Below are 16,273 nucleotides of genomic sequence, written 5' to 3'. Positions count from 1 at the left end.
CCGCTCCAACAAGAGCCACCTATCCCGAGGTTTCCGATGTCCGACAGATCCCCTACTACCGAAAACCCCTGGCAGCAGCTGCGCCGCCTGACCCCGGCGCGCGTCGCCCTCGGCCGCGCCGGAACCAGCCTGCCGACCGCGGCGCACCTCGACTTCCAGTTCGCCCACGCCCAGGCCCGCGACGCCGTGCACCTGCCGTTTGAGCCCGCCGCCCTGCAGGACGGGCTGCACCGGCGCGGCCTCGACAGCCTGCTGCTGCACAGCGCCGCCCGGGACCGCGACACCTATCTGCAGCGCCCCGATCTGGGCCGCCGGCTGCAGGCCGATTCCGCCAACCGGCTGCGCGAGCACCGGGCCGCGCACGGCGGTGGCCGGGACCTGGCCATCGTCGTCGCCGACGGGTTGTCGGCGCTGGCCGTGCAGCGCCACGCCCTGCCGCTGCTCGACTGCCTGCGGGAGCGATGGCCGGCCGAGGGCTGGTCGCTGGCGCCGGTCAGCCTGGTCGAGCAGGGCCGGGTGGCGGTGGCCGACGAGATCGGCGAGCTGCTCGGCGCGCGGATGACGGTCATCCTCATCGGCGAACGCCCCGGTCTCAGCTCGCCGGACAGCCTGGGTCTGTACTTCACCTTCGCACCGCGTGTCGGCCTCACCGACGCCGCGCGCAACTGCATTTCCAACGTGCGCCCGGAGGGGCTGAGCTACGCCATGGCCGCCCACAAGCTGCTCTACCTGATGCGCGAGGCCGACCGCCGCCAGCGCTCCGGGGTGGAGCTGAAGGACGAGGCCGAAGTGCCGCGGCTGGACGGCGCCGGCTCGGGGCCGGGCAACTTCCTGCTCGGCGAGGACTGAGGCTTGCCGGAGGTCGGGGGCACCCCTAGCATGGGCGCCCCTTTTTGCCGGTGAACCTTCCATGGCCCGCCCAGCCCGTCCCGCTCCCCGCCGCCCCGCCGGCCAGGCGCCCGCCCGCCGTCCGGGACCGCCCAAGGCGCCGCCGGCCGCGCCGCGGCTGATCCTGTTCAACAAGCCGTTCGACGTGCTCACCCAGTTCAGCGGCGGCGACGGGCGGGCGACCCTCAAGGACTTCGTCCCGGTCCCCGGCGTCTATCCGGCCGGGCGCCTGGACCGCGACAGCGAGGGTCTGCTGCTCTTGACCAGCGACGGCCGCCTGCAGGCGCGCATCGCCGATCCGCAGCACAAGCTGGCCAAGACCTACTGGGTGCAGGTGGAGGGCGAGCCGAGCGATGAGCAGCTCGAGCGCCTGCGCGAGGGGGTGACGCTCAACGACGGCCCGACCCGCCCGGCCGAGGCGTGCAGGCTCCCGGAGCCCGAACTCTGGCCGCGCAACCCGCCGGTGCGCTTTCGCAAGAGCGTGCCGACCGCCTGGCTGGAGCTGACCATCCGCGAGGGGCGCAACCGCCAGGTGCGGCGCATGACCGCCGCGGTCGGCCTGCCGACCCTGCGCCTGGTGCGGGTGCGCATCGGTCCCTGGAGCCTGGACGGCCTGGCGCCAGGGGAGTGGAAGGAGGTGCCGGCGCGGTTGTGAGGGAGACCGTCAGAACCCTTCCAGGCTGCCGATCACCAGGGTCTTGATGACGAAGCCGAGCACGCCGAGGCCGAGGGCGAAGAACAGGACCATGGTGCCGAGACGGCCGGCGTTGGACTTGCGCGCCAGGTCCCAGACGATGAATGCCATGTACAGGATGAGGCCGGTGACCAGGCCGATCATCATCCACTCTTCGAACACTGCGGGATCCACTGCAACCTCCTGCGGGGCTTACGGGGCAGGCCGACGAGTATAACGGAGTTGGCTTCGCCTCAGGAGCGCAGGTGGCCGAGCGGCAGTTCGGTGCTCGACTGCACCTGGCGCAGGACGAAGCTCGAGCGCACGCTGGAGACCCCGTCAATGCGGGTCAGGGTGCCGAGCAGGAACTGCTGGTAGCTGTCCATGTCCGGCACCACCACCTTCAGCTGGTAGTCGGCGTCCATCCCGGTGACCAGGCTGCACTCCTGCACCTCCGGGCACTTGCCGATCACCGCCTCGAAATGCTCGAAGCGCTCCGGGGTGTGCCGGTCCATGCCGATCAGCACGTAGGCGGTGAGGGTCAGGCCGAGCCGCTTGCGGTCGAGCAGCGCCACCTGGCGCAGGATGTAGCCGTCGTCCTCGAGCTGCTTGACCCGTCGCGAGCAGGGCGAGGGCGACAGGCCGATGCGTTCGGCCAGCTCCTGGTTGGACAGGCGGGCGTCGTGCTGCAGTTCGGCGAGGATGCGCAGGTCGTAGCGGTCGAGTTTGCCCATGACGGATAGCTCGTTTGGAAAGATTGCCGATTATCTTGCTTTCCTGACGAGCGATTGCGCAAGACATACTTTACTGGACAATGTTCGCAATCGCCTGCCGGATTCGCAGGTTTATTCTTTTCCCAACTTCGAGGCCCGGACATCTGGTCCACCCGGAGCGCCCAACCAGGCACTCCGGCGCCGCGCGATCTTACCGGGTCGCGCGGCACCCGGGCTCGCTGTGCCCAACCAGGCGCGCGGGAAGACGGCGACAGCCCCGCCGGCAATGGACGAAACCGAAACGGGAGGAAAGGTCATGGCCTTTCCTCCCGTTTTCGTTGCTGCGCCCTTTCGCTCAGCCCGCCTCGCCCTGTGGCGGGTCGGCGTGGACCAGCACCTCGGCGCGCGGAAATTCCGCGTGGATCGCCCGCTCCACCGCCTCGGTACGCCGGTGAGCCTCGATCAGCGTCATCTCGCCGGGCAGCCGCACGTGCAGTTGGACGAACCAGCGGGTGCCCGAGATGCGGGTGCGCAGGTCGTGCACGTCGATGACCTCCGGCACTGCGCCGGCCAGTGCGGCGATCTGCTCGCGCACCTCGGGCGACAGTTCGGTGTCCATCAGCACGGTCACCGCTTCGTGGCCGATCTGCACGGCGCTCCACAGGATGTAGCCGGCGATGGCGAGGCCGAACAGCGCATCCAGCTCGCCGAGGCCGAAATTGACCAGCAGCAGGGCGAACAGGATGCTGGCGTTGAGCAGCAGGTCGGAGCGGTAGTGCAGCGAGTCGGCGCGGATCGCCGTGGAGCCGGTCACCCGCACCACGTGGCGCTGGAACACCAGCAGGGCGGCGGTGGCGGCGAGCGACAGCAGGATCACCGCGATGCCGAGGGTCTGCGCGTGCAGCGGCTGCGGATGCAGCAGGCGGTCGACGCCCTGCACGCCGACCAGGATGGCACTGACGCCGATGAACACCGCCTGGCCCAGGCCGGCCAGCGCCTCGGCCTTGCCGTGGCCGTAGCGGTGGTCGTCGTCTGCCGGGCGCAGCGAGTAGTGCACCGCCAGCAGGTTGATCAGCGAGGCGGCGCCGTCCAGCAGCGAGTCGGTCAGGCCGGCGAGCAGGCTGACCGAGCCGCTCAGCCACCAGGCGATCGCCTTGGCCAGCGCCAGGCCGATGGCCACGGCCAGGGCGGCGGCGCTGGCCAGGCGCATCAGGCGGGCATGTTCCTGCGGGGTCGTCATCGGAAGGATCTTCAACGGCGAATGGAAAGCGGGGCGGCATGATAGCAGGGGCGCCGCCGCGCCGGAGCCGGCGGCCGGCTCAGGCGGCCGGGGCCAGGCCGAGGGCGGCGAGCTGCTCGGCGCTGGCGCCGCGCGGCAGCGCACGCCATTCTCCCGCCGGCAGGGGGCGGCCGGTTTGCCGCTCGATCAGCGTCCTGAGCCGCGCCGGATCGACGCGCCCGTCGGCGTCAAGGGTATCGCGCAGGCTTTCCGGGGAAACCGAATAGCGCTCGCCCGGCGGCAGGTAGATGGCGCCGGTGGTGAAGTCGACGGCGAAGGCGATCACCCCCGGAATGATGTAGAAAAGCAGGCCGACGGCGTCCAGGCCGGCGACCAGGTAGTCGATCTGGCCGTCGATCTGGCCGCGCCGGTCGGGGAAGAAGAGGCTGCCGCAGGCGCTCAGCTGGGTGGTCAGGGCGACGGCCAGCAGGCCGCCCAGAATGCGGGTTCGGGTGTGCATGAAGCTGTCCTGAAGGTGGTCGGGGGCGAACTATACCAAGGCCTCCGTGACAGGCGTCCACTGCTGGTGGCGGGCCCTATAATCGACCCCCTGCCGTGGAGTGTCCGATGAACCCGCTACCCATAGACGCCGTCCTGCCCGCCCTGCGCGAAGCCCTGTCCCTGCGCCACGAAGCCGTACTGGAGGCCCCGCCCGGCGCCGGCAAGACCACCCGCGTGCCGCTGGCGCTGCTCGACGAGCCCTGGCTCGCCGGGCAGCGCATCCTGATGCTCGAGCCGCGCCGGCTGGCCGCGCGGGCCGCCGCCGAGCGCCTGGCCGCCGAGCTGGGCGAGGCGGTCGGCGAGACGGTCGGCTACCGCATCCGCCTGGACAGCCGGGTCGGCCCGCGCACGCGCATCGAGGTGGTCACCGAGGGCATCCTCACCCGCCGCCTGCAGGACGACCCGGCGCTGGAGGGCGTCGGCCTGGTGATCTTCGACGAGTTCCACGAACGCAGCCTGGACGCCGACCTGGCCCTGGCGCTGACCCTGAACGGCCGCGCCCTGTTGCGCGACACGCCGCTCCGGGTGCTGCCGATGTCCGCCACCCTGGAGGGCGAGCGGCTGGCCACGCTGCTGGACGATGCGCCGGTGGTGCGCAGCGAGGGGCGCATGTACCCGGTGGAGATGCGCTGGGGGCGTCCGTACCAGCCCGGCGAGCGGATCGAGCCGCGGGTCCTGCAGACCGTGCTGCAGGCGCTCGACGAGGAGGGCGGCAGCCTGCTCGTGTTCCTGCCCGGCCAGGCGGAGATCCGCCGTATTCACGAGCAGCTGTCCGAGGCGCTGGGCGAACGCAGCGATATCCTGCTCTGCCCGCTGCATGGCGAGCTGGACCTTGCCGCCCAGCGCGCTGCCATCGAGCCGGCGCCGGGCGGCAAACGCAAGGTGGTGCTGGCCACCAACATCGCCGAGACCAGCCTGACCATCGACGGTGTGCGCGTGGTGGTCGACGCGGGACTGGCGCGGGTGCCGCGCTTCGATCCCGGCAGCGGCATGACCCGCCTGGACACCCAGCACATCTCCCGCGCCTCGGCGACCCAGCGCGCCGGGCGCGCCGGGCGCCTGGAGCCGGGGGTGTGCTACCGGCTGTGGTCGCAGGCCCAGCACGAGCAGCTGGCCGCCCACGACAGCCCGGAGATTCTGGCGGCCGATCTCGCCGGGCTCGCCCTGCAGCTGGCGCGCTGGGGCGTGGAACCAGCCGAGCTCGCCTGGCTCGATGCGCCACCGGCGGCCGCTTTCGCCCAGGCCCGTGACCTGCTGGCCCGACTCGGTGCGCTCAATGCCAACGGCAGCCTCAGCGCTCACGGCCAGGCCATGGCCGGGCTGCCGGCGCACCCGCGCATCGCCCATCTGCTGCTGCGTGGCCAGGCCCTCGGCCTCGGCGCGCTGGCCTGCGACGTCGCCGCGCTGCTCGGCGAGCGCGACATCCTGCGCGGACCTGGTGCCGGCGCCGACCTGCACAGCCGGCTGGTTCTGCTGAGCGGCGCGGAAAGGGCCGGGCGCGGTGCCGCCCAAGGCGGCGTGCAGCGCGCCCGCCAGCTGGCCCGGCAATACCGCGGACTGCTGCCGAAGGGCGTGCAGGAGGCGGTCGCCGATCCGGACGATCCGCGCTGGCTGGGGGCGCTGCTGGCCTTCGCCTATCCGGACCGCATCGCCTGCCAGCGGCGTCCCGGCGGCGGCGAGTACCGCCTGGCCAACGGCCGCGCCGCGCTGTTCGCCGAGCCCGATGCGCTGATGAAGCACGCCTGGCTGGTGGTCGCCGAGCTGGGCAGCCGCCAGGGTCAGCGCGAGGAGCGCATCTACCTGGCCGCCGAGCTCGATCCGGCGCTGTTCGACGGCGTGCTTGCCGAGCAGGTGACGGTGCGCGACGAACTGGACTGGGACGAGCGCGAGGGCGTGCTGCGCGCCGAGCGCCAGCGGCGGGTCGGCGAGCTGGTGCTGGAGCGCCAGGCGCTGCCGGGGCTCGACGAGGCGGCGCGCGGCCGGGCGCTGGTCGCCCTGGTGCGGCGCAAGGGCCTGGAGCTGCTGCCCTGGACGCCCGAGCTGCGCCAGTGGCAGGCGCGGGTGGCGCTGCTGCGCCGCCTCGATGTGGCGGAAAAGGGCGAGAGCGACTGGCCGGACCTGTCCGACGCGGCCCTGCTGGCGGGCCTGGAGGATTGGCTGGCGCCGTATCTGGGGCGGGTCTCGCGGCTCAGCCACTTCGCCGCGCTGGACCTGCCCGGCATCCTCGCCGGCCTGCTGCCCTGGCCGCTGCCGCAGCGTCTCGACGAGCTGGCGCCGACCGCCATCGCCGTGCCCTCCGGCTCGCGCATCCGCCTCGACTACGCCGAGGAGCCGCCGGTGCTCGCCGTGCGCCTGCAGGAGCTGTTCGGCCTGGCCGCGACGCCGCGCCTCGCCGGCGGCCGGCTGGCGGTCAAGCTGCACCTGCTGTCGCCGGCGCGCCGGCCGGTGCAGGTCACCCAGGATCTGGCCAGTTTCTGGGCCAATACCTACGCCGAGGTGAAGAAGGATCTCAAGGGCCGCTATCCCAAGCACTACTGGCCGGACGATCCGCTGATCGCCGAACCCACCGCCCGTGCCAAGCCGAGGCAGTAGCCCCGGCCTGCCGGACTATGCTGGAAGGTCTCGGCAGGATTGCCCGCATCGCTCCAGGGAGGAAGCATGCATCGCAGGATCTTCGCCAGCAGGGTATTCGAGCGCCAGGTGGCGCTGATCAGCGGCGGCTGCTCCGGCGTCGGCCGGGCGCTGGCGGTGCGCCTGGCGCAGGCCGGCGCGCAGCTGGCCATCCTCGACGTCGACCCGCCGGCGCTGGACAGCCTGGTCGAGCACCTGGCCGATCACCACAATGCCGAGGTCTTTGGCCTGCCCTGCGAGCTGACCGATGCGCAGGCGGTGGAGCGTGCCGTGGCGCTGGTCGGCGAACGCTTCGGCGGCATCGACCTGCTGGCCTGCTGCGCCGCCGTCGGCCGGCACGGCAGCCTCCTCGACACCGAGCCGGAGGTGTTCCGCGAGGTCATGGCGGTCAACTTCTTCGGCGCCCTGCACTGCGCCCGGGCGGCGCTGCCCAGCCTGCTCGCGCGGCGCGGGCAGATCGTCGTGGCCGGCGCGCTGTCCGCCTTCGCCGCGGCGCGCCCCGGTAACGGCGCCGTGGCCGCCAGCCGGCAGGCCCTGCTCGGCTTGTTCGAGGCGCTGCGCCTCGAGGTGGCGGCGGACGGGGTCAACGTGATGCTGGTCTGTCCCGGCTCCCGCGCCGGCGAGCCGGGTCGTGACGACCCGTTCGACGACACGGCAGATCGTCCGCCCGCGGCGCAGGACGTCGCCGAGGCGATCTTCCAGGGCGCGCTGCGCCGCCGTCATCTGGTGGTGCTGTCCGGCCACGACTGGCGCGCCCGGCTGCTGGCACGGCTCGCCCAATAGCCGCTGGCGGCCCATTGGCGGGTGGGGGCTGAGGGGGGAGGCTTGCCGACGGCGGCGAGACAGGATATGAACATGCGCGCCCGGTACGGCCCGCGTATCCGGAACGGCCTTCGCACTCCGGCCGGCCGTGGAATAATCGCTTCGTTTCGTCGTCAGCTGTCCTTTTCGCCCGGCGCCGCTTCGCTTGTTGTCCATTTTTCGAGCAACCCTGCAAAGTTTGCGGGTAAAATGGCGCCTTTACATATTGGTGGCCTGTCATGACCTTTGCCTCTCTTGGCCTGATCGAGCCTCTTTTGCGGACTTTGCCCGTACTCGGTTACATCCTGCCCACGCCGGTGCAGCGCCAGGCGATTCCTGCGCTGCTCGCCGGCCGCGACCTGCTGGTGGCGGCGCAGACCGGCAGCGGCAAGACTGCCGGTTTCGCCCTGCCGGTGCTGCAGCGGCTGACCCTGGAGGGTCCGCCGGTGGCCGCCAATTCGGTGCGCGCGCTGGTGCTGGTGCCGACCCGCGAGCTGGCCGAGCAGGTCCATGGATCCATTCGCGCCTGCGGCATGGAGCTGCCGCTGCGCACCGCCGTGGCCTACGGCGGGGTGAGCATCAACCCGCAGATGATGATGCTGCGTCCGGGCCTCGACGTGCTGGTGGCCACGCCCGGCCGCCTGCTCGACCTGTACCGGCAGAACGCCGTGCGCTTCGACCGGCTGCAGATCCTCGTCCTCGACGAGGCCGACCGCATGCTCGACCTGGGCTTCGCCCGCGAGCTGGACGAGCTTTTCGCCCTGCTGCCGAAGCAGCGCCAGACCCTGCTCTGCTCGGCGACCTTCTCCGAGGAGATCCGCCAGATCGCCACTGGCCTGCTGCGCGATCCGCTGACCATCGAGATCAGCGCGCCCAACTCGGCGGCGCCGAGCGTCGACCAGTGGCTGATCCCGGTGGACAAGAAGCGCAAGGTCGAGCTGTTCCTGCACCTGCTGGAGCGCGAGCGCTGGGAGCAGGTGCTGGTCTTCTCGCGGACCCGCAAGGGCGTCGAGCGGCTGGCCGAAGAGCTGCAGCAGCGCGGTTACCGGGCCGGCGCGATCCACGGCGACCTGCCGCAGCCGGCGCGCCTGCGCGCCCTGGAGCAGTTCAAGGCCGGCGAGCTGCAGGTGCTGGTGGCCACCGACGTGGCGTCCCGCGGGCTGGACATCCAGGGGCTGCCGCTGGTGGTCAACCTTGATCTGCCGGTCGCCCCTGAGTACTACGTGCACCGCATCGGCCGCACCGGCCGCGCCGGCGCCAGCGGCGAGGCGATCTCGCTGGTCTGCGCCGACGAGGTCGAACAGCTGGCCGCCATCGAGCTGCTGATCCGCCAGCTGTTGCCGCGCCACGAGGAGCCGGACTTCAGCCCCGAGCACCGGGTGCCGGAAACCGCCCTGGGCGGGGCGATCCTGAAGAAGCCGAAGAAGCCCAAGCAGAAGCTGATCCCCGGCGCGGCCGGCAACAGCCGCATCCACCTCGGCGGCCTGCTCGACGACAAGGCCCGGCCGGCCGTGGAAGCGGTGCGCCAGATGCCCAACCTGAGCGCGCCTGGCAAGAAGAAGTAGGCCGGCCGAGACCCGGCGCGCGGGCGCCGGCGTCTAGCGCCGCTCCAGCCAGCGCAGCATGCCCCGGGCGGCGGCGCGGCCGCTGGCCAGGCAGGCGGTGAGCAGGTAGCCGCCGGTGGGCGCCTCCCAGTCGAGCATCTCGCCGGCGCAGAAGACTCCCCGCATGCCGTGCAGCATCAGGTTGCCGTCCAGCGCCTCGAAGGGCACGCCGCCGGCGCTGCTTATCGCCTCGTCCAGCGGTCGCGGGCGTACCAGCGTCAGCGGCAATGCCTTGATCAGTTCGGCCAGCCGGGCCGGTTCGGCGAAGGCCGCCGCCGGCGCCAGTTCGCGCAGCAGGGCGGCCTTGGCCCCGTCGAGGCCGAGTTGGCCGTGCAGGTGTTTGGCCATGGAGCGCGAGCCGCGCGGCTTGTTCAGGGCGGCGAGCACCCTGGCCGGGGCCTGCTGCGGCAGCAGGTCGACGAGGACGGTGGCGCTGCCGTCGCGCTCGATGCGCTCGCGGATCTCTGCCGACAGCGCATAGACCAGGCTGCCCTCGACGCCGCCGGCGGTTAGCACGCATTCGCCGTGGCGCGCCGGCCCGTCGTCCAGGCGCAGGCCGATGTGCTTCAGCGGTGTGCCGGCGAAGCGCTCGCGCAGGTGTGCGCTCCAGCCGGCCACCTCGAAGCCGCAGTTGGCCGGGCGCAGGGGGGCGATCTGCACCCCGCGCGCTTCCAGCAGCGGCACCCAGGCGCCATCCGAGCCGAGCCGCGCCCAGCTGCCGCCGCCCAGGGCGAGCAGGCAGGCCGCGGGGCGGATGCTCCGCTCGCCCGCCGGACCGGCCAGGCGCAGGGCGCCGCCGGCATCCCAGCCGAGCCAGCGGTGGCGGGTGTGGATCTGCACCCCGGCTTCGCGCAGGCGCCGCAGCCAGGCGCGCAGCAGCGGCGCGGCCTTCATGTCGGCGGGGAATACCCGCCCGGAGCTGCCGACGAAGGTGTCGATGCCCAGACCGTGCACCCACTGGCGCAGCGCCTCGGCGTCGAAGTCCGCCAAGAGCCGGCCGATCTCCTCGCGGCGGGCACCGTAGCGGGACAGGAAGGGTTCGCGCGCCTCGGAGTGGGTGATGTTCATTCCGCCGACCCCGGCGAGCAGGAACTTGCGTCCGACCGAGGGCATGCGCTCGTACAGCTCGACCGCGAGGCCCGCCTGGCTGAGCACCTCGGCGGCCATCAGGCCGGCCGGTCCGCCGCCGATGATGGCGACCGCGGAAGTGGAAGTGACGTCGGGCATGCTGGCTCCGGGGCAGGGGAGGGGGCGCGCATTCTACTCCGCCGGCGGCACCGCTTCAGCCGAGACCCCATTCCCGCCAGAGGCGCGCTGCGCTGTGGTGGAGGATGCCGTGGCGCCGCGCCAGGGCGGCGCGGTCCCGGTCGTAGCCGCCGCCGATCACGCCGAGCACCGGGATCTCGCGCTCCAGGCAGTGGCGCAGCACGGCGCTGTCGCGGGCGGCGAGGCCGGCGTCGCTGAGTTGCAGATAGCCGAGCGCGTCGTCCTTGTGCACGTCGACCCCGGCGTCGTAGAGCACCATGTCCGGCTGGTACAGCGGCAGCAGATAGTTCAGCGCGTCGTCGACCACCTTCAGGTAGTCGGCATCGCCCATGCCGTGCGGCAGGCCGATGTCCCAGTCGCTTTTGGCCTTGCGCGCCGGGAAGTTCTGCTCGCAGTGCAGCGACACGGTGATCGCGTCCGGGGTGTCTTCGAGGATCCGCGCGGTGCCGTCGCCCTGGTGCACGTCGCAGTCGAAGATCAGCACGCGGCCGGCCCGTCCGCTCGCCAGCAGGTAGCGGGCGATCACCGCCAAGTCGTTGAAGATGCAGAAGCCGGAAGGATGATCGTAGTGGGCGTGGTGGGTGCCGCCGGCCAGGTGGCAGGCCAGGCCGTGCTCGAGGGCCAGTTCGGCGGCCAGCAGCGAGCCGCCCACCGCCAGCACGGTGCGTCGGGCCAGCGCCGGAGTCCAGGGCAGGCCCAGGCGGCGCAGCTCCTCGCGGCTCAGCGCGCCGCTGCAGTAGCGTTCGATGTAGGCCGGGTCGTGGGCCAGGGCGAGGATCTCCGCCGGACAGGGCTCGGGGCGGCGCAGTGCGGCGTCGCTGGTCAGGCCGCTGGCGACCAGGTGGTCGCGCAGCAGGCGGAACTTCTCCATAGGGAAGCGGTGGCCGTCCGGGAAGGGCGGGCTGTAGGCGTCGTGGTAGACCAGCGGCAGGGACATGGCGGGGCTCCGCGGGACAGGACCGGAGTATCGCCGGCGCGCGCGCTGCGGCTCAAGGCCGCTGGCGGCCGCGAATCCGTCGTGGCGGGTTTTCCCGCTCATCCTCTGGCGCTATGCTGGGGAAAAGCCCGGCGCGCTGCCGGGCTTGACCAAGGGGCGCTCAACGCGGATCCTTGCGCGCTTTTTTACCGATAGAGAACCGGGGGTTGAAATGCAGGGACAGGCGCAAGTCGTCGACTATCTGAAAGGACTGCTGCGCGGCGAGCTGGCGGCGCGCGACCAGTACATGCTCCACTCGCGGATGTACGCCGACTGGGGGCTGAGCAAGCTCCACGAGCGTCTGGACCACGAGATGCACGAAGAGGCCCAGCACGCCGATGCGCTGTTGCAGCGCATCCTGTTCCTGCAGGGCACGCCGGACATGAGCCCCGAGCCGATCAATCCGGGGCAGACCGTACCGGAAATGCTGCGCAACGACCTGGCCCTGGAGTACCACGTGCGCGATGCGCTGGCCAAGGGCATCGAGCTCTGCGAGCAGCTCGGCGACTACGTCACCCGCAACATTCTGCAGGCCCAGCTCAACGATACCGAGGAAGACCACGCCTACTGGCTGGAGCAGCAGCTCGGCCTGATCGACCGCATCGGCCTGCAGAACTACCTGCAATCGCAGATGTGAGCCCCGCTCCGGCCGTCGGCCGGAGCATCGCTGCGGGCCTGTCGTCAGGACAGGCCCTGCTCCTTGCAGCAGCCGCCCGACTCCAGCTCCCGGAGGATCGGGCAGTCCGGGCGCTCGTCCCCGCGGCAATGATCGACCAGATCCCGCAGCGTGTCGCGCAGGCCGGCGAGTTCCTCGATCCGCCGCTCCAGTGCCGCGATGTGCGCGCTGGCCAGGGCCTTGACCTCGGCGCTGGTGCGCTGGCTGTTCTGCCAGAGGCCGAGCAGGCGGCCGATCTCCTCCAGGGAGAAGCCCAAGTCCCGCGAGCGCTTGATGAAGGCGAGCCGCTGCAGATCGGCCTCGGTGTAGTGCCGATAGCCGTTGTCGCCGCGGCCGGCCGGCGCGATCAGGCCGATGGCCTCGTAATGGCGGATCATCTTGGCGGACAGGCCGCTGCGTTTCGCTGCTTGGCCGATGTTCATCGCTGCTTCCCCCTGTTGACGGCCGATCCGGCGGCCCGGCGCCCCGCGCGGGGGCTTGACCTTGCCAGGGGGGCAAGCTTGACACTGTGGGCATCCATACTCCAGAGGAGCGTCACGATGCAGAAGTTTCAGGTCAAAGGCATGAGCTGCGGTCACTGCGTGCGCGCCGTCACCCAGGCCGTGCAGGCCCTGGATGCCGGGGCCGAGGTGCAGGTGGATCTGCCCACGGGCGAGGTGCAGGTGCTCAGCGAGTTGCCGGCCGAGCGATTGATGGAAGCGATCCGCGAGGAGGGCTACGAGGTGGCGCCCGCCTGAGAAGGCGTTCGCCCCGCGGCCGGTTCGGCGATCCGCCAGTCGACGAGCATGCCGCTGAACAGGGCGTCGATCATCGCCGGTGCTTCGGCCTGGGTGTCGAACAGGCCGGGATCGCGCAGGCGGTCGCTGAGCATGCCGACCAGGGTGGCGTGCAGCAGGCGGGCCGCCAGGCGCGCGCTGATGCCGGGGCGCAGGCGTTCCCGCTCGCGCTCGAACTGTTCCTCGCCGAGGGCGATGAACTGATTGATGAAGTCGGTGTGGCGCTGTTCCGCATCGCTCAGTTCGTCGGTGAACTCGCAGCGCAGCAGCAGGATGGTCAGGATGTTGCGCTTCTGCTCGTTGCCGGCCAGGCCGGCCATGATTTCCACGAAGAGATCGCGCAGGTTCTGCAGGGGGTGCACCGCGCCGGGGGCGTTCAGCCGTTCGGCGATCTCTTCCGGCTGCGGGCGGATCTGGTTGAGCATCTCGTTGAGCAGATGGCTCTTGTTCTGGAAGTGCCAGTAGACCGCACCGCGGGTCACGCCGCTGGCGCGGGCGACCTGCTCCAGGCTGGTGTGGGCCACGCCGTTCTGCAGGAACAGGTGCTCGGCGGCGACCAGAATGGCTTCGCGGGTCTTTTCGGCATCGGCCTTGGTTCGGCGCATAGTGTTCTGAATGCTTGGCGGTATGAAGTCGAATATTGGTTTGGCCAGTGGCCCCGTGCATGCTCGAGTGAAGCCGTCCGGGGCGCCGGCCGCGCTTTGTCGGGGGAGCGAGTTTACCTCTCTTGTCTGCCCGGAGTGCCCCGTTTACATCCTGTTTACAAGCTCGCCGGTATCGCACAGCATCGCTGCAAATAGCCGGCAGATGCCGCTGTACCGTCCGTTGTCCTCTCCTCCAGACATTCCGCGGCAGCCTTCGCTGCGGTAGGAGCTTGCCCACTTGACTCTGCCCCTGTTGCTGATTCTAGGTGCCCTTACGGCCTTCGGCCCGCTGGCCATCGATTTCTACCTGCCCAGTTTTCCCGCCCTGGCCGTCGCCTTCGGTACCGACGTGGAGCAGGTGCAGCTGTCCCTGGCGGCCTACTTCGTAGGTATGACCATTGGCCAGCTGGGCTACGGGCCGCTGGCCGACCGTTTCGGTCGGCGCCTGCCGCTGCTTTTCGGCGTCGCGCTGTTCAGCCTGGCGTCGCTCGCCTGTGCCCTGGCCGGCAACCTCGAGCAACTGATCGTGGCGCGCTTCGCCCAGGCCCTCGGCGGCTGTGCTGGCATGGTGGTGGCGCGTACCGTGGTGCGCGATCTGTGCGATCCGCTGACCACGGCGAAGGTCTTCTCCCGGCTGATGCTGGTGATGGGCCTGGCGCCGATCCTCGCGCCCCTGGCCGGTGGCGTGCTGCTCCAGGCGTTCGGCTGGCAGTCGATCTTTCTTTGCCTGACCCTGTTCGGCATGCTGACCGGCCTGGCGGTGGCCCTGTACCTGCCGGAAACCCTGGCCGCCGATGCGCCGCGGCCGTCCTTCGGCGACGGCGTGCGGCATTACACCAGGCTGCTGCGCGACCGGGAGTTCCTGACCTTCAGCCTGGCCGGCGGGGTGGCCATGGCCGGGATGTTCGCCTACATCGCCGGCTCGCCGTTCATCTTCATCCAGCTCTACGGGGTCCCGGAGGAGCACTACGGCTGGCTGTTCGGCAGCAATGCGGCCGGCTTCATCCTGGTCTCCCAGCTCAACGCCCGGGTTCTGCACTGGCGCGGTCCGGGGTTCTGGCTGCGTCGGGTGGTCTGGCTGCATGCCCTGAGCGCGCTGATTCTGCTGCTGGTGGCGCTGGCCCGTCCCGCGGCGCTGTGGCCGCTGCTGCTGCCGCTGTTCGTCTGCATCGCCAGCCTCGGCGCGATCATGCCCAACGCTGCCGCCTGTGCCTTGGCGGCGCAGGGCAGCCAGGCCGGCAGTGCCTCGGCGCTGATGGGCAGCCTGCAGTTCTGCGTGGCGGCGCTGGCCTCGGTGCTGGTCGGTGCGCTGCACGACGGCAGCGCGCTGCCTATGGCTCAGGTGATCGGCCTCTGTGCGCTGACCGCGACAGGGCTCGCCTGGTACAGCGGGCAACTGGAGGTGCGGGCGCGCTGAACGGCAGGTCGGCGTAAAGAGCGGCTGTTACGGGGCGGGTTCAGTCCGCGCCCTTCGGCCAGGGATGGGGCGCCTTCAGGCGCGACTCGAGGCGGATGGCGTACTGGCGGGCTTCGTTCTCGCTGCGGAAGGGCACGCTGAACCGTCCCAGCTGGACTTTCCAGAAGCCCTGCGGGCGGGCGACCGGTTGCACGATGACTTGCATGCTTCCTCCTGGGGTGTCTGGGTGCGTCCGAGACGGCGACGCTTGCCGGGTTTTGTGGCCGATAGTGTAGATGGCCACTACGCGGGGAGCCGATGCGAGTCAATGCCTTCCGTCGCCGAAATGTACGGCGCTTCGATCTTTTTCGCTGGTCCGGTGTCGCCGCGGACGAGCCGGCCTTGCAATACTTGCCAGTAGCCGGCAGGCCTGTCCCCTGCAGGCGCTTAAGGTCGTTTTAAGCTTTCAAGGACAAAGTTGCTGCAACTTTAACCACCCAGATGAGGGATTCATCATGCGCAAGATCGTTCTGCTCGGCCTCGCCCTGGCCTCTCCGCTGGCGCTCGCCGGCCCGCAGTGCACCATGACCGACAAGTCCCAGTGGCAGGACCAGGCCAAGTTCCAGGAGCAGCTCAAGGCCCAGGGCTACGAGATCAAGAAGTTCAAGGTCACCGGCGGCAACTGCTACGAGATTTACGGCTTCGACAAGGATAAGCGCAAGGTCGAGATCTATTTCGATCCGGTGAGCGGCAAGCCGATCAAGGAAGAAGTCGAGGACTGATCCATGAACAACGAGACCCTGCGCCTCTGGGACCCGCTGGTGCGCCTGTTCCACTGGTCGCTGGCCGGCGTGTTCGTCGCCAACTACTTCTTCACCGAGGAAGGCGAGTCCTGGCACGTCTGGCTGGGCTACTACGCACTGGCCTGGCTGCCCGTCCGCGTGTTGTGGGGTTTCGTCGGCTCGCCGGCGGCGCGCTGGTCGGATTTCTGGCCGACCCGCGCCCGCCTGGCCGAGCATCTGCAGGCGCTGCGAACCGGGCGCCCTTACCACCGGCTCGGCCATTCGCCGCTGGGCGCGTTGGTGATGATCCTGATGATGGCCTGCATCTTCGGTCTCGGCGCGAGCGGCTTCCTGATGCAGGAGGTCGACTACTTCTGGGGCTCTGAGCCGGTCGAGGAGGCGCACGAGCTCCTGGCCAACGGCCTGCTCGTGCTGGTCTGTCTGCATCTGGCGGCGGCGCTGGTGGAGAGCGTCCGTCTGCGCGAGAACCTGCCGCTGTCGATGATCACCGGCCGGCGGCGCAAGTTGTAACCACGTCTTTCGGGCCGGATTGGCGATTTTTTGCGCAGCTTGCTGCAAGCCGCACGGGATCGGCGTCCGGCTCGCTCATCCCGGGTTTATCCACAGCTTTTTCCCCGCCGATTGTTGAAAAGCGCAGCTTGCGCGT

Annotated in this window: 19 protein-coding genes; 10 read left to right on the top strand and 9 right to left on the bottom strand. The window is 70.5% G+C overall.

Features of this window, described 5'->3' with window-relative positions; genetic code table 11:
* Positions 1–36 precede the first annotated feature (36 nt).
* On the top strand, positions 37–849 hold the full coding sequence (gene eutC / locus Atro_RS09445) for an ethanolamine ammonia-lyase subunit EutC (protein ID WP_497927375.1): 813 nt from the start codon (positions 37–39) through the stop codon (positions 847–849).
* A 61-nt stretch (positions 850–910) separates the two neighbouring features.
* On the top strand, positions 911–1,543 hold the full coding sequence (locus tag Atro_RS09440) for a pseudouridine synthase (protein ID WP_497927374.1): 633 nt from the start codon (positions 911–913) through the stop codon (positions 1,541–1,543).
* A gap of 9 nt (positions 1,544–1,552) precedes the next feature.
* On the opposite strand, the gene Atro_RS09435 is transcribed toward Atro_RS09440, so the two are convergent.
* The 4 genes from Atro_RS09435 to pmcY all read right to left on the bottom strand — a co-directional run bounded on the left by Atro_RS09435 (position 1,553) and on the right by pmcY (position 4,013).
* A complete protein-coding gene (locus Atro_RS09435) occupies positions 1,553–1,756 on the bottom strand; it encodes a DUF2788 domain-containing protein (protein ID WP_497927373.1) in 204 nt (67 codons plus the stop codon).
* A gap of 59 nt (positions 1,757–1,815) precedes the next feature.
* Entirely contained in the window at positions 1,816–2,295 is a 480-nt protein-coding gene (locus Atro_RS09430; RefSeq protein WP_497927372.1) for an Lrp/AsnC family transcriptional regulator, read from the bottom strand.
* Positions 2,296–2,629: 334 nt separating this feature from the next.
* Positions 2,630–3,514 carry a cation diffusion facilitator family transporter gene (locus Atro_RS09425; protein ID WP_497927371.1) on the bottom strand — a complete coding sequence of 295 codons (885 nt, stop codon included), beginning with the start codon at positions 3,512–3,514 and terminating at the stop codon, positions 2,630–2,632.
* 79 nt (positions 3,515–3,593) lie between these two features.
* The gene (gene pmcY / locus Atro_RS09420; RefSeq protein WP_497927370.1) at positions 3,594–4,013 is read right to left on the bottom strand and encodes a periplasmic Zn2+ metallochaperone PmcY; all 420 of its coding nucleotides are present in this window, start codon (positions 4,011–4,013) and stop codon (positions 3,594–3,596) included.
* 107 nt (positions 4,014–4,120) lie between these two features.
* Between pmcY and hrpB the strand changes: the two genes are divergently transcribed.
* From hrpB to rhlE1, 3 genes are all read left to right on the top strand, one after another.
* Complete coding sequence (hrpB, locus tag Atro_RS09415; protein ID WP_497927369.1) at positions 4,121–6,646, top strand: ATP-dependent helicase HrpB; 2,526 nt, start codon at positions 4,121–4,123, stop codon at positions 6,644–6,646.
* Between the two features lie 66 nt (positions 6,647–6,712).
* Complete coding sequence (locus Atro_RS09410) at positions 6,713–7,468, top strand: SDR family oxidoreductase (protein WP_497927368.1); 756 nt, start codon at positions 6,713–6,715, stop codon at positions 7,466–7,468.
* A 257-nt stretch (positions 7,469–7,725) separates the two neighbouring features.
* On the top strand, positions 7,726–9,051 hold the full coding sequence (rhlE1, locus tag Atro_RS09405; protein WP_497927367.1) for an RNA helicase RhlE1: 1,326 nt from the start codon (positions 7,726–7,728) through the stop codon (positions 9,049–9,051).
* Between the two features lie 33 nt (positions 9,052–9,084).
* Here the strand turns inward: rhlE1 and Atro_RS09400 are convergent, their stop codons facing one another.
* Both Atro_RS09400 and Atro_RS09395 read right to left on the bottom strand, forming a co-directional pair.
* Positions 9,085–10,317 (bottom strand): TIGR03862 family flavoprotein, encoded by a 1,233-nt coding sequence (locus tag Atro_RS09400; protein WP_497927366.1) that lies wholly within the window; start codon positions 10,315–10,317, stop codon positions 9,085–9,087.
* 55 nt (positions 10,318–10,372) lie between these two features.
* Entirely contained in the window at positions 10,373–11,293 is a 921-nt protein-coding gene (locus Atro_RS09395; protein WP_497927365.1) for a histone deacetylase family protein, read from the bottom strand.
* 211 nt (positions 11,294–11,504) lie between these two features.
* Between Atro_RS09395 and bfr the strand changes: the two genes are divergently transcribed.
* Entirely contained in the window at positions 11,505–11,969 is a 465-nt protein-coding gene (bfr, locus tag Atro_RS09390; protein ID WP_497927364.1) for a bacterioferritin, read from the top strand.
* Positions 11,970–12,013: 44 nt separating this feature from the next.
* Here the strand turns inward: bfr and cueR are convergent, their stop codons facing one another.
* Positions 12,014–12,430 carry a Cu(I)-responsive transcriptional regulator gene (gene cueR / locus Atro_RS09385; RefSeq protein WP_497927363.1) on the bottom strand — a complete coding sequence of 139 codons (417 nt, stop codon included), beginning with the start codon at positions 12,428–12,430 and terminating at the stop codon, positions 12,014–12,016.
* Positions 12,431–12,547: 117 nt separating this feature from the next.
* On the opposite strand from cueR, the gene Atro_RS09380 reads away from it, so the two are divergent.
* A complete protein-coding gene (locus tag Atro_RS09380) occupies positions 12,548–12,745 on the top strand; it encodes a heavy-metal-associated domain-containing protein (protein WP_497927362.1) in 198 nt (65 codons plus the stop codon).
* Here Atro_RS09380 and Atro_RS09375 read toward each other — a convergent pair.
* A complete protein-coding gene (locus Atro_RS09375; RefSeq protein ID WP_497927361.1) occupies positions 12,724–13,389 on the bottom strand; it encodes a TetR family transcriptional regulator in 666 nt (221 codons plus the stop codon). The genes Atro_RS09380 and Atro_RS09375 overlap by 22 nt on opposite strands.
* 277 nt (positions 13,390–13,666) lie before the next feature.
* On the opposite strand from Atro_RS09375, the gene Atro_RS09370 reads away from it, so the two are divergent.
* Positions 13,667–14,845 carry a multidrug effflux MFS transporter gene (locus Atro_RS09370; RefSeq protein ID WP_497927360.1) on the top strand — a complete coding sequence of 393 codons (1,179 nt, stop codon included), beginning with the start codon at positions 13,667–13,669 and terminating at the stop codon, positions 14,843–14,845.
* A 40-nt stretch (positions 14,846–14,885) separates the two neighbouring features.
* On the opposite strand, the gene Atro_RS09365 is transcribed toward Atro_RS09370, so the two are convergent.
* Complete coding sequence (locus Atro_RS09365) at positions 14,886–15,050, bottom strand: hypothetical protein (RefSeq protein WP_497927359.1); 165 nt, start codon at positions 15,048–15,050, stop codon at positions 14,886–14,888.
* Between the two features lie 289 nt (positions 15,051–15,339).
* On the opposite strand from Atro_RS09365, the gene Atro_RS09360 reads away from it, so the two are divergent.
* Both Atro_RS09360 and Atro_RS09355 read left to right on the top strand, forming a co-directional pair.
* Positions 15,340–15,606: a PepSY domain-containing protein gene (locus tag Atro_RS09360; RefSeq protein WP_497927358.1), complete on the top strand. Its 267-nt coding sequence runs from the start codon at positions 15,340–15,342 to the stop codon at positions 15,604–15,606.
* A gap of 3 nt (positions 15,607–15,609) precedes the next feature.
* On the top strand, positions 15,610–16,137 hold the full coding sequence (locus Atro_RS09355; protein WP_497927357.1) for a cytochrome b/b6 domain-containing protein: 528 nt from the start codon (positions 15,610–15,612) through the stop codon (positions 16,135–16,137).
* Positions 16,138–16,273 lie beyond the last annotated feature (136 nt).

Source organism: Azotobacter tropicalis (assembly GCF_059739045.1).
Note: the sequence above shows the minus strand (reverse complement) of the source record. Positions and strands in the feature narration are given on the sequence as shown.

Coding starts and splice junctions, on each gene's coding strand:
- eutC (WP_497927375.1), top strand. CDS start 37: ATGTCCGACAGATCCCCTACTACCGAAAACCCCTGGCAGCAGCTGCGC.
- Atro_RS09440 (WP_497927374.1), top strand. CDS start 911: ATGGCCCGCCCAGCCCGTCCCGCTCCCCGCCGCCCCGCCGGCCAGGCG.
- Atro_RS09430 (WP_497927372.1), bottom strand. CDS start 2,295: ATGGGCAAACTCGACCGCTACGACCTGCGCATCCTCGCCGAACTGCAG.
- Atro_RS09425 (WP_497927371.1), bottom strand. CDS start 3,514: ATGACGACCCCGCAGGAACATGCCCGCCTGATGCGCCTGGCCAGCGCC.
- pmcY (WP_497927370.1), bottom strand. CDS start 4,013: ATGCACACCCGAACCCGCATTCTGGGCGGCCTGCTGGCCGTCGCCCTG.
- hrpB (WP_497927369.1), top strand. CDS start 4,121: ATGAACCCGCTACCCATAGACGCCGTCCTGCCCGCCCTGCGCGAAGCC.
- Atro_RS09410 (WP_497927368.1), top strand. CDS start 6,713: ATGCATCGCAGGATCTTCGCCAGCAGGGTATTCGAGCGCCAGGTGGCG.
- rhlE1 (WP_497927367.1), top strand. CDS start 7,726: ATGACCTTTGCCTCTCTTGGCCTGATCGAGCCTCTTTTGCGGACTTTG.
- Atro_RS09400 (WP_497927366.1), bottom strand. CDS start 10,317: ATGCCCGACGTCACTTCCACTTCCGCGGTCGCCATCATCGGCGGCGGA.
- Atro_RS09395 (WP_497927365.1), bottom strand. CDS start 11,293: ATGTCCCTGCCGCTGGTCTACCACGACGCCTACAGCCCGCCCTTCCCG.
- bfr (WP_497927364.1), top strand. CDS start 11,505: ATGCAGGGACAGGCGCAAGTCGTCGACTATCTGAAAGGACTGCTGCGC.
- cueR (WP_497927363.1), bottom strand. CDS start 12,430: ATGAACATCGGCCAAGCAGCGAAACGCAGCGGCCTGTCCGCCAAGATG.
- Atro_RS09380 (WP_497927362.1), top strand. CDS start 12,548: ATGCAGAAGTTTCAGGTCAAAGGCATGAGCTGCGGTCACTGCGTGCGC.
- Atro_RS09375 (WP_497927361.1), bottom strand. CDS start 13,389: ATGCGCCGAACCAAGGCCGATGCCGAAAAGACCCGCGAAGCCATTCTG.
- Atro_RS09365 (WP_497927359.1), bottom strand. CDS start 15,050: ATGCAAGTCATCGTGCAACCGGTCGCCCGCCCGCAGGGCTTCTGGAAA.
- Atro_RS09360 (WP_497927358.1), top strand. CDS start 15,340: ATGCGCAAGATCGTTCTGCTCGGCCTCGCCCTGGCCTCTCCGCTGGCG.
- Atro_RS09355 (WP_497927357.1), top strand. CDS start 15,610: ATGAACAACGAGACCCTGCGCCTCTGGGACCCGCTGGTGCGCCTGTTC.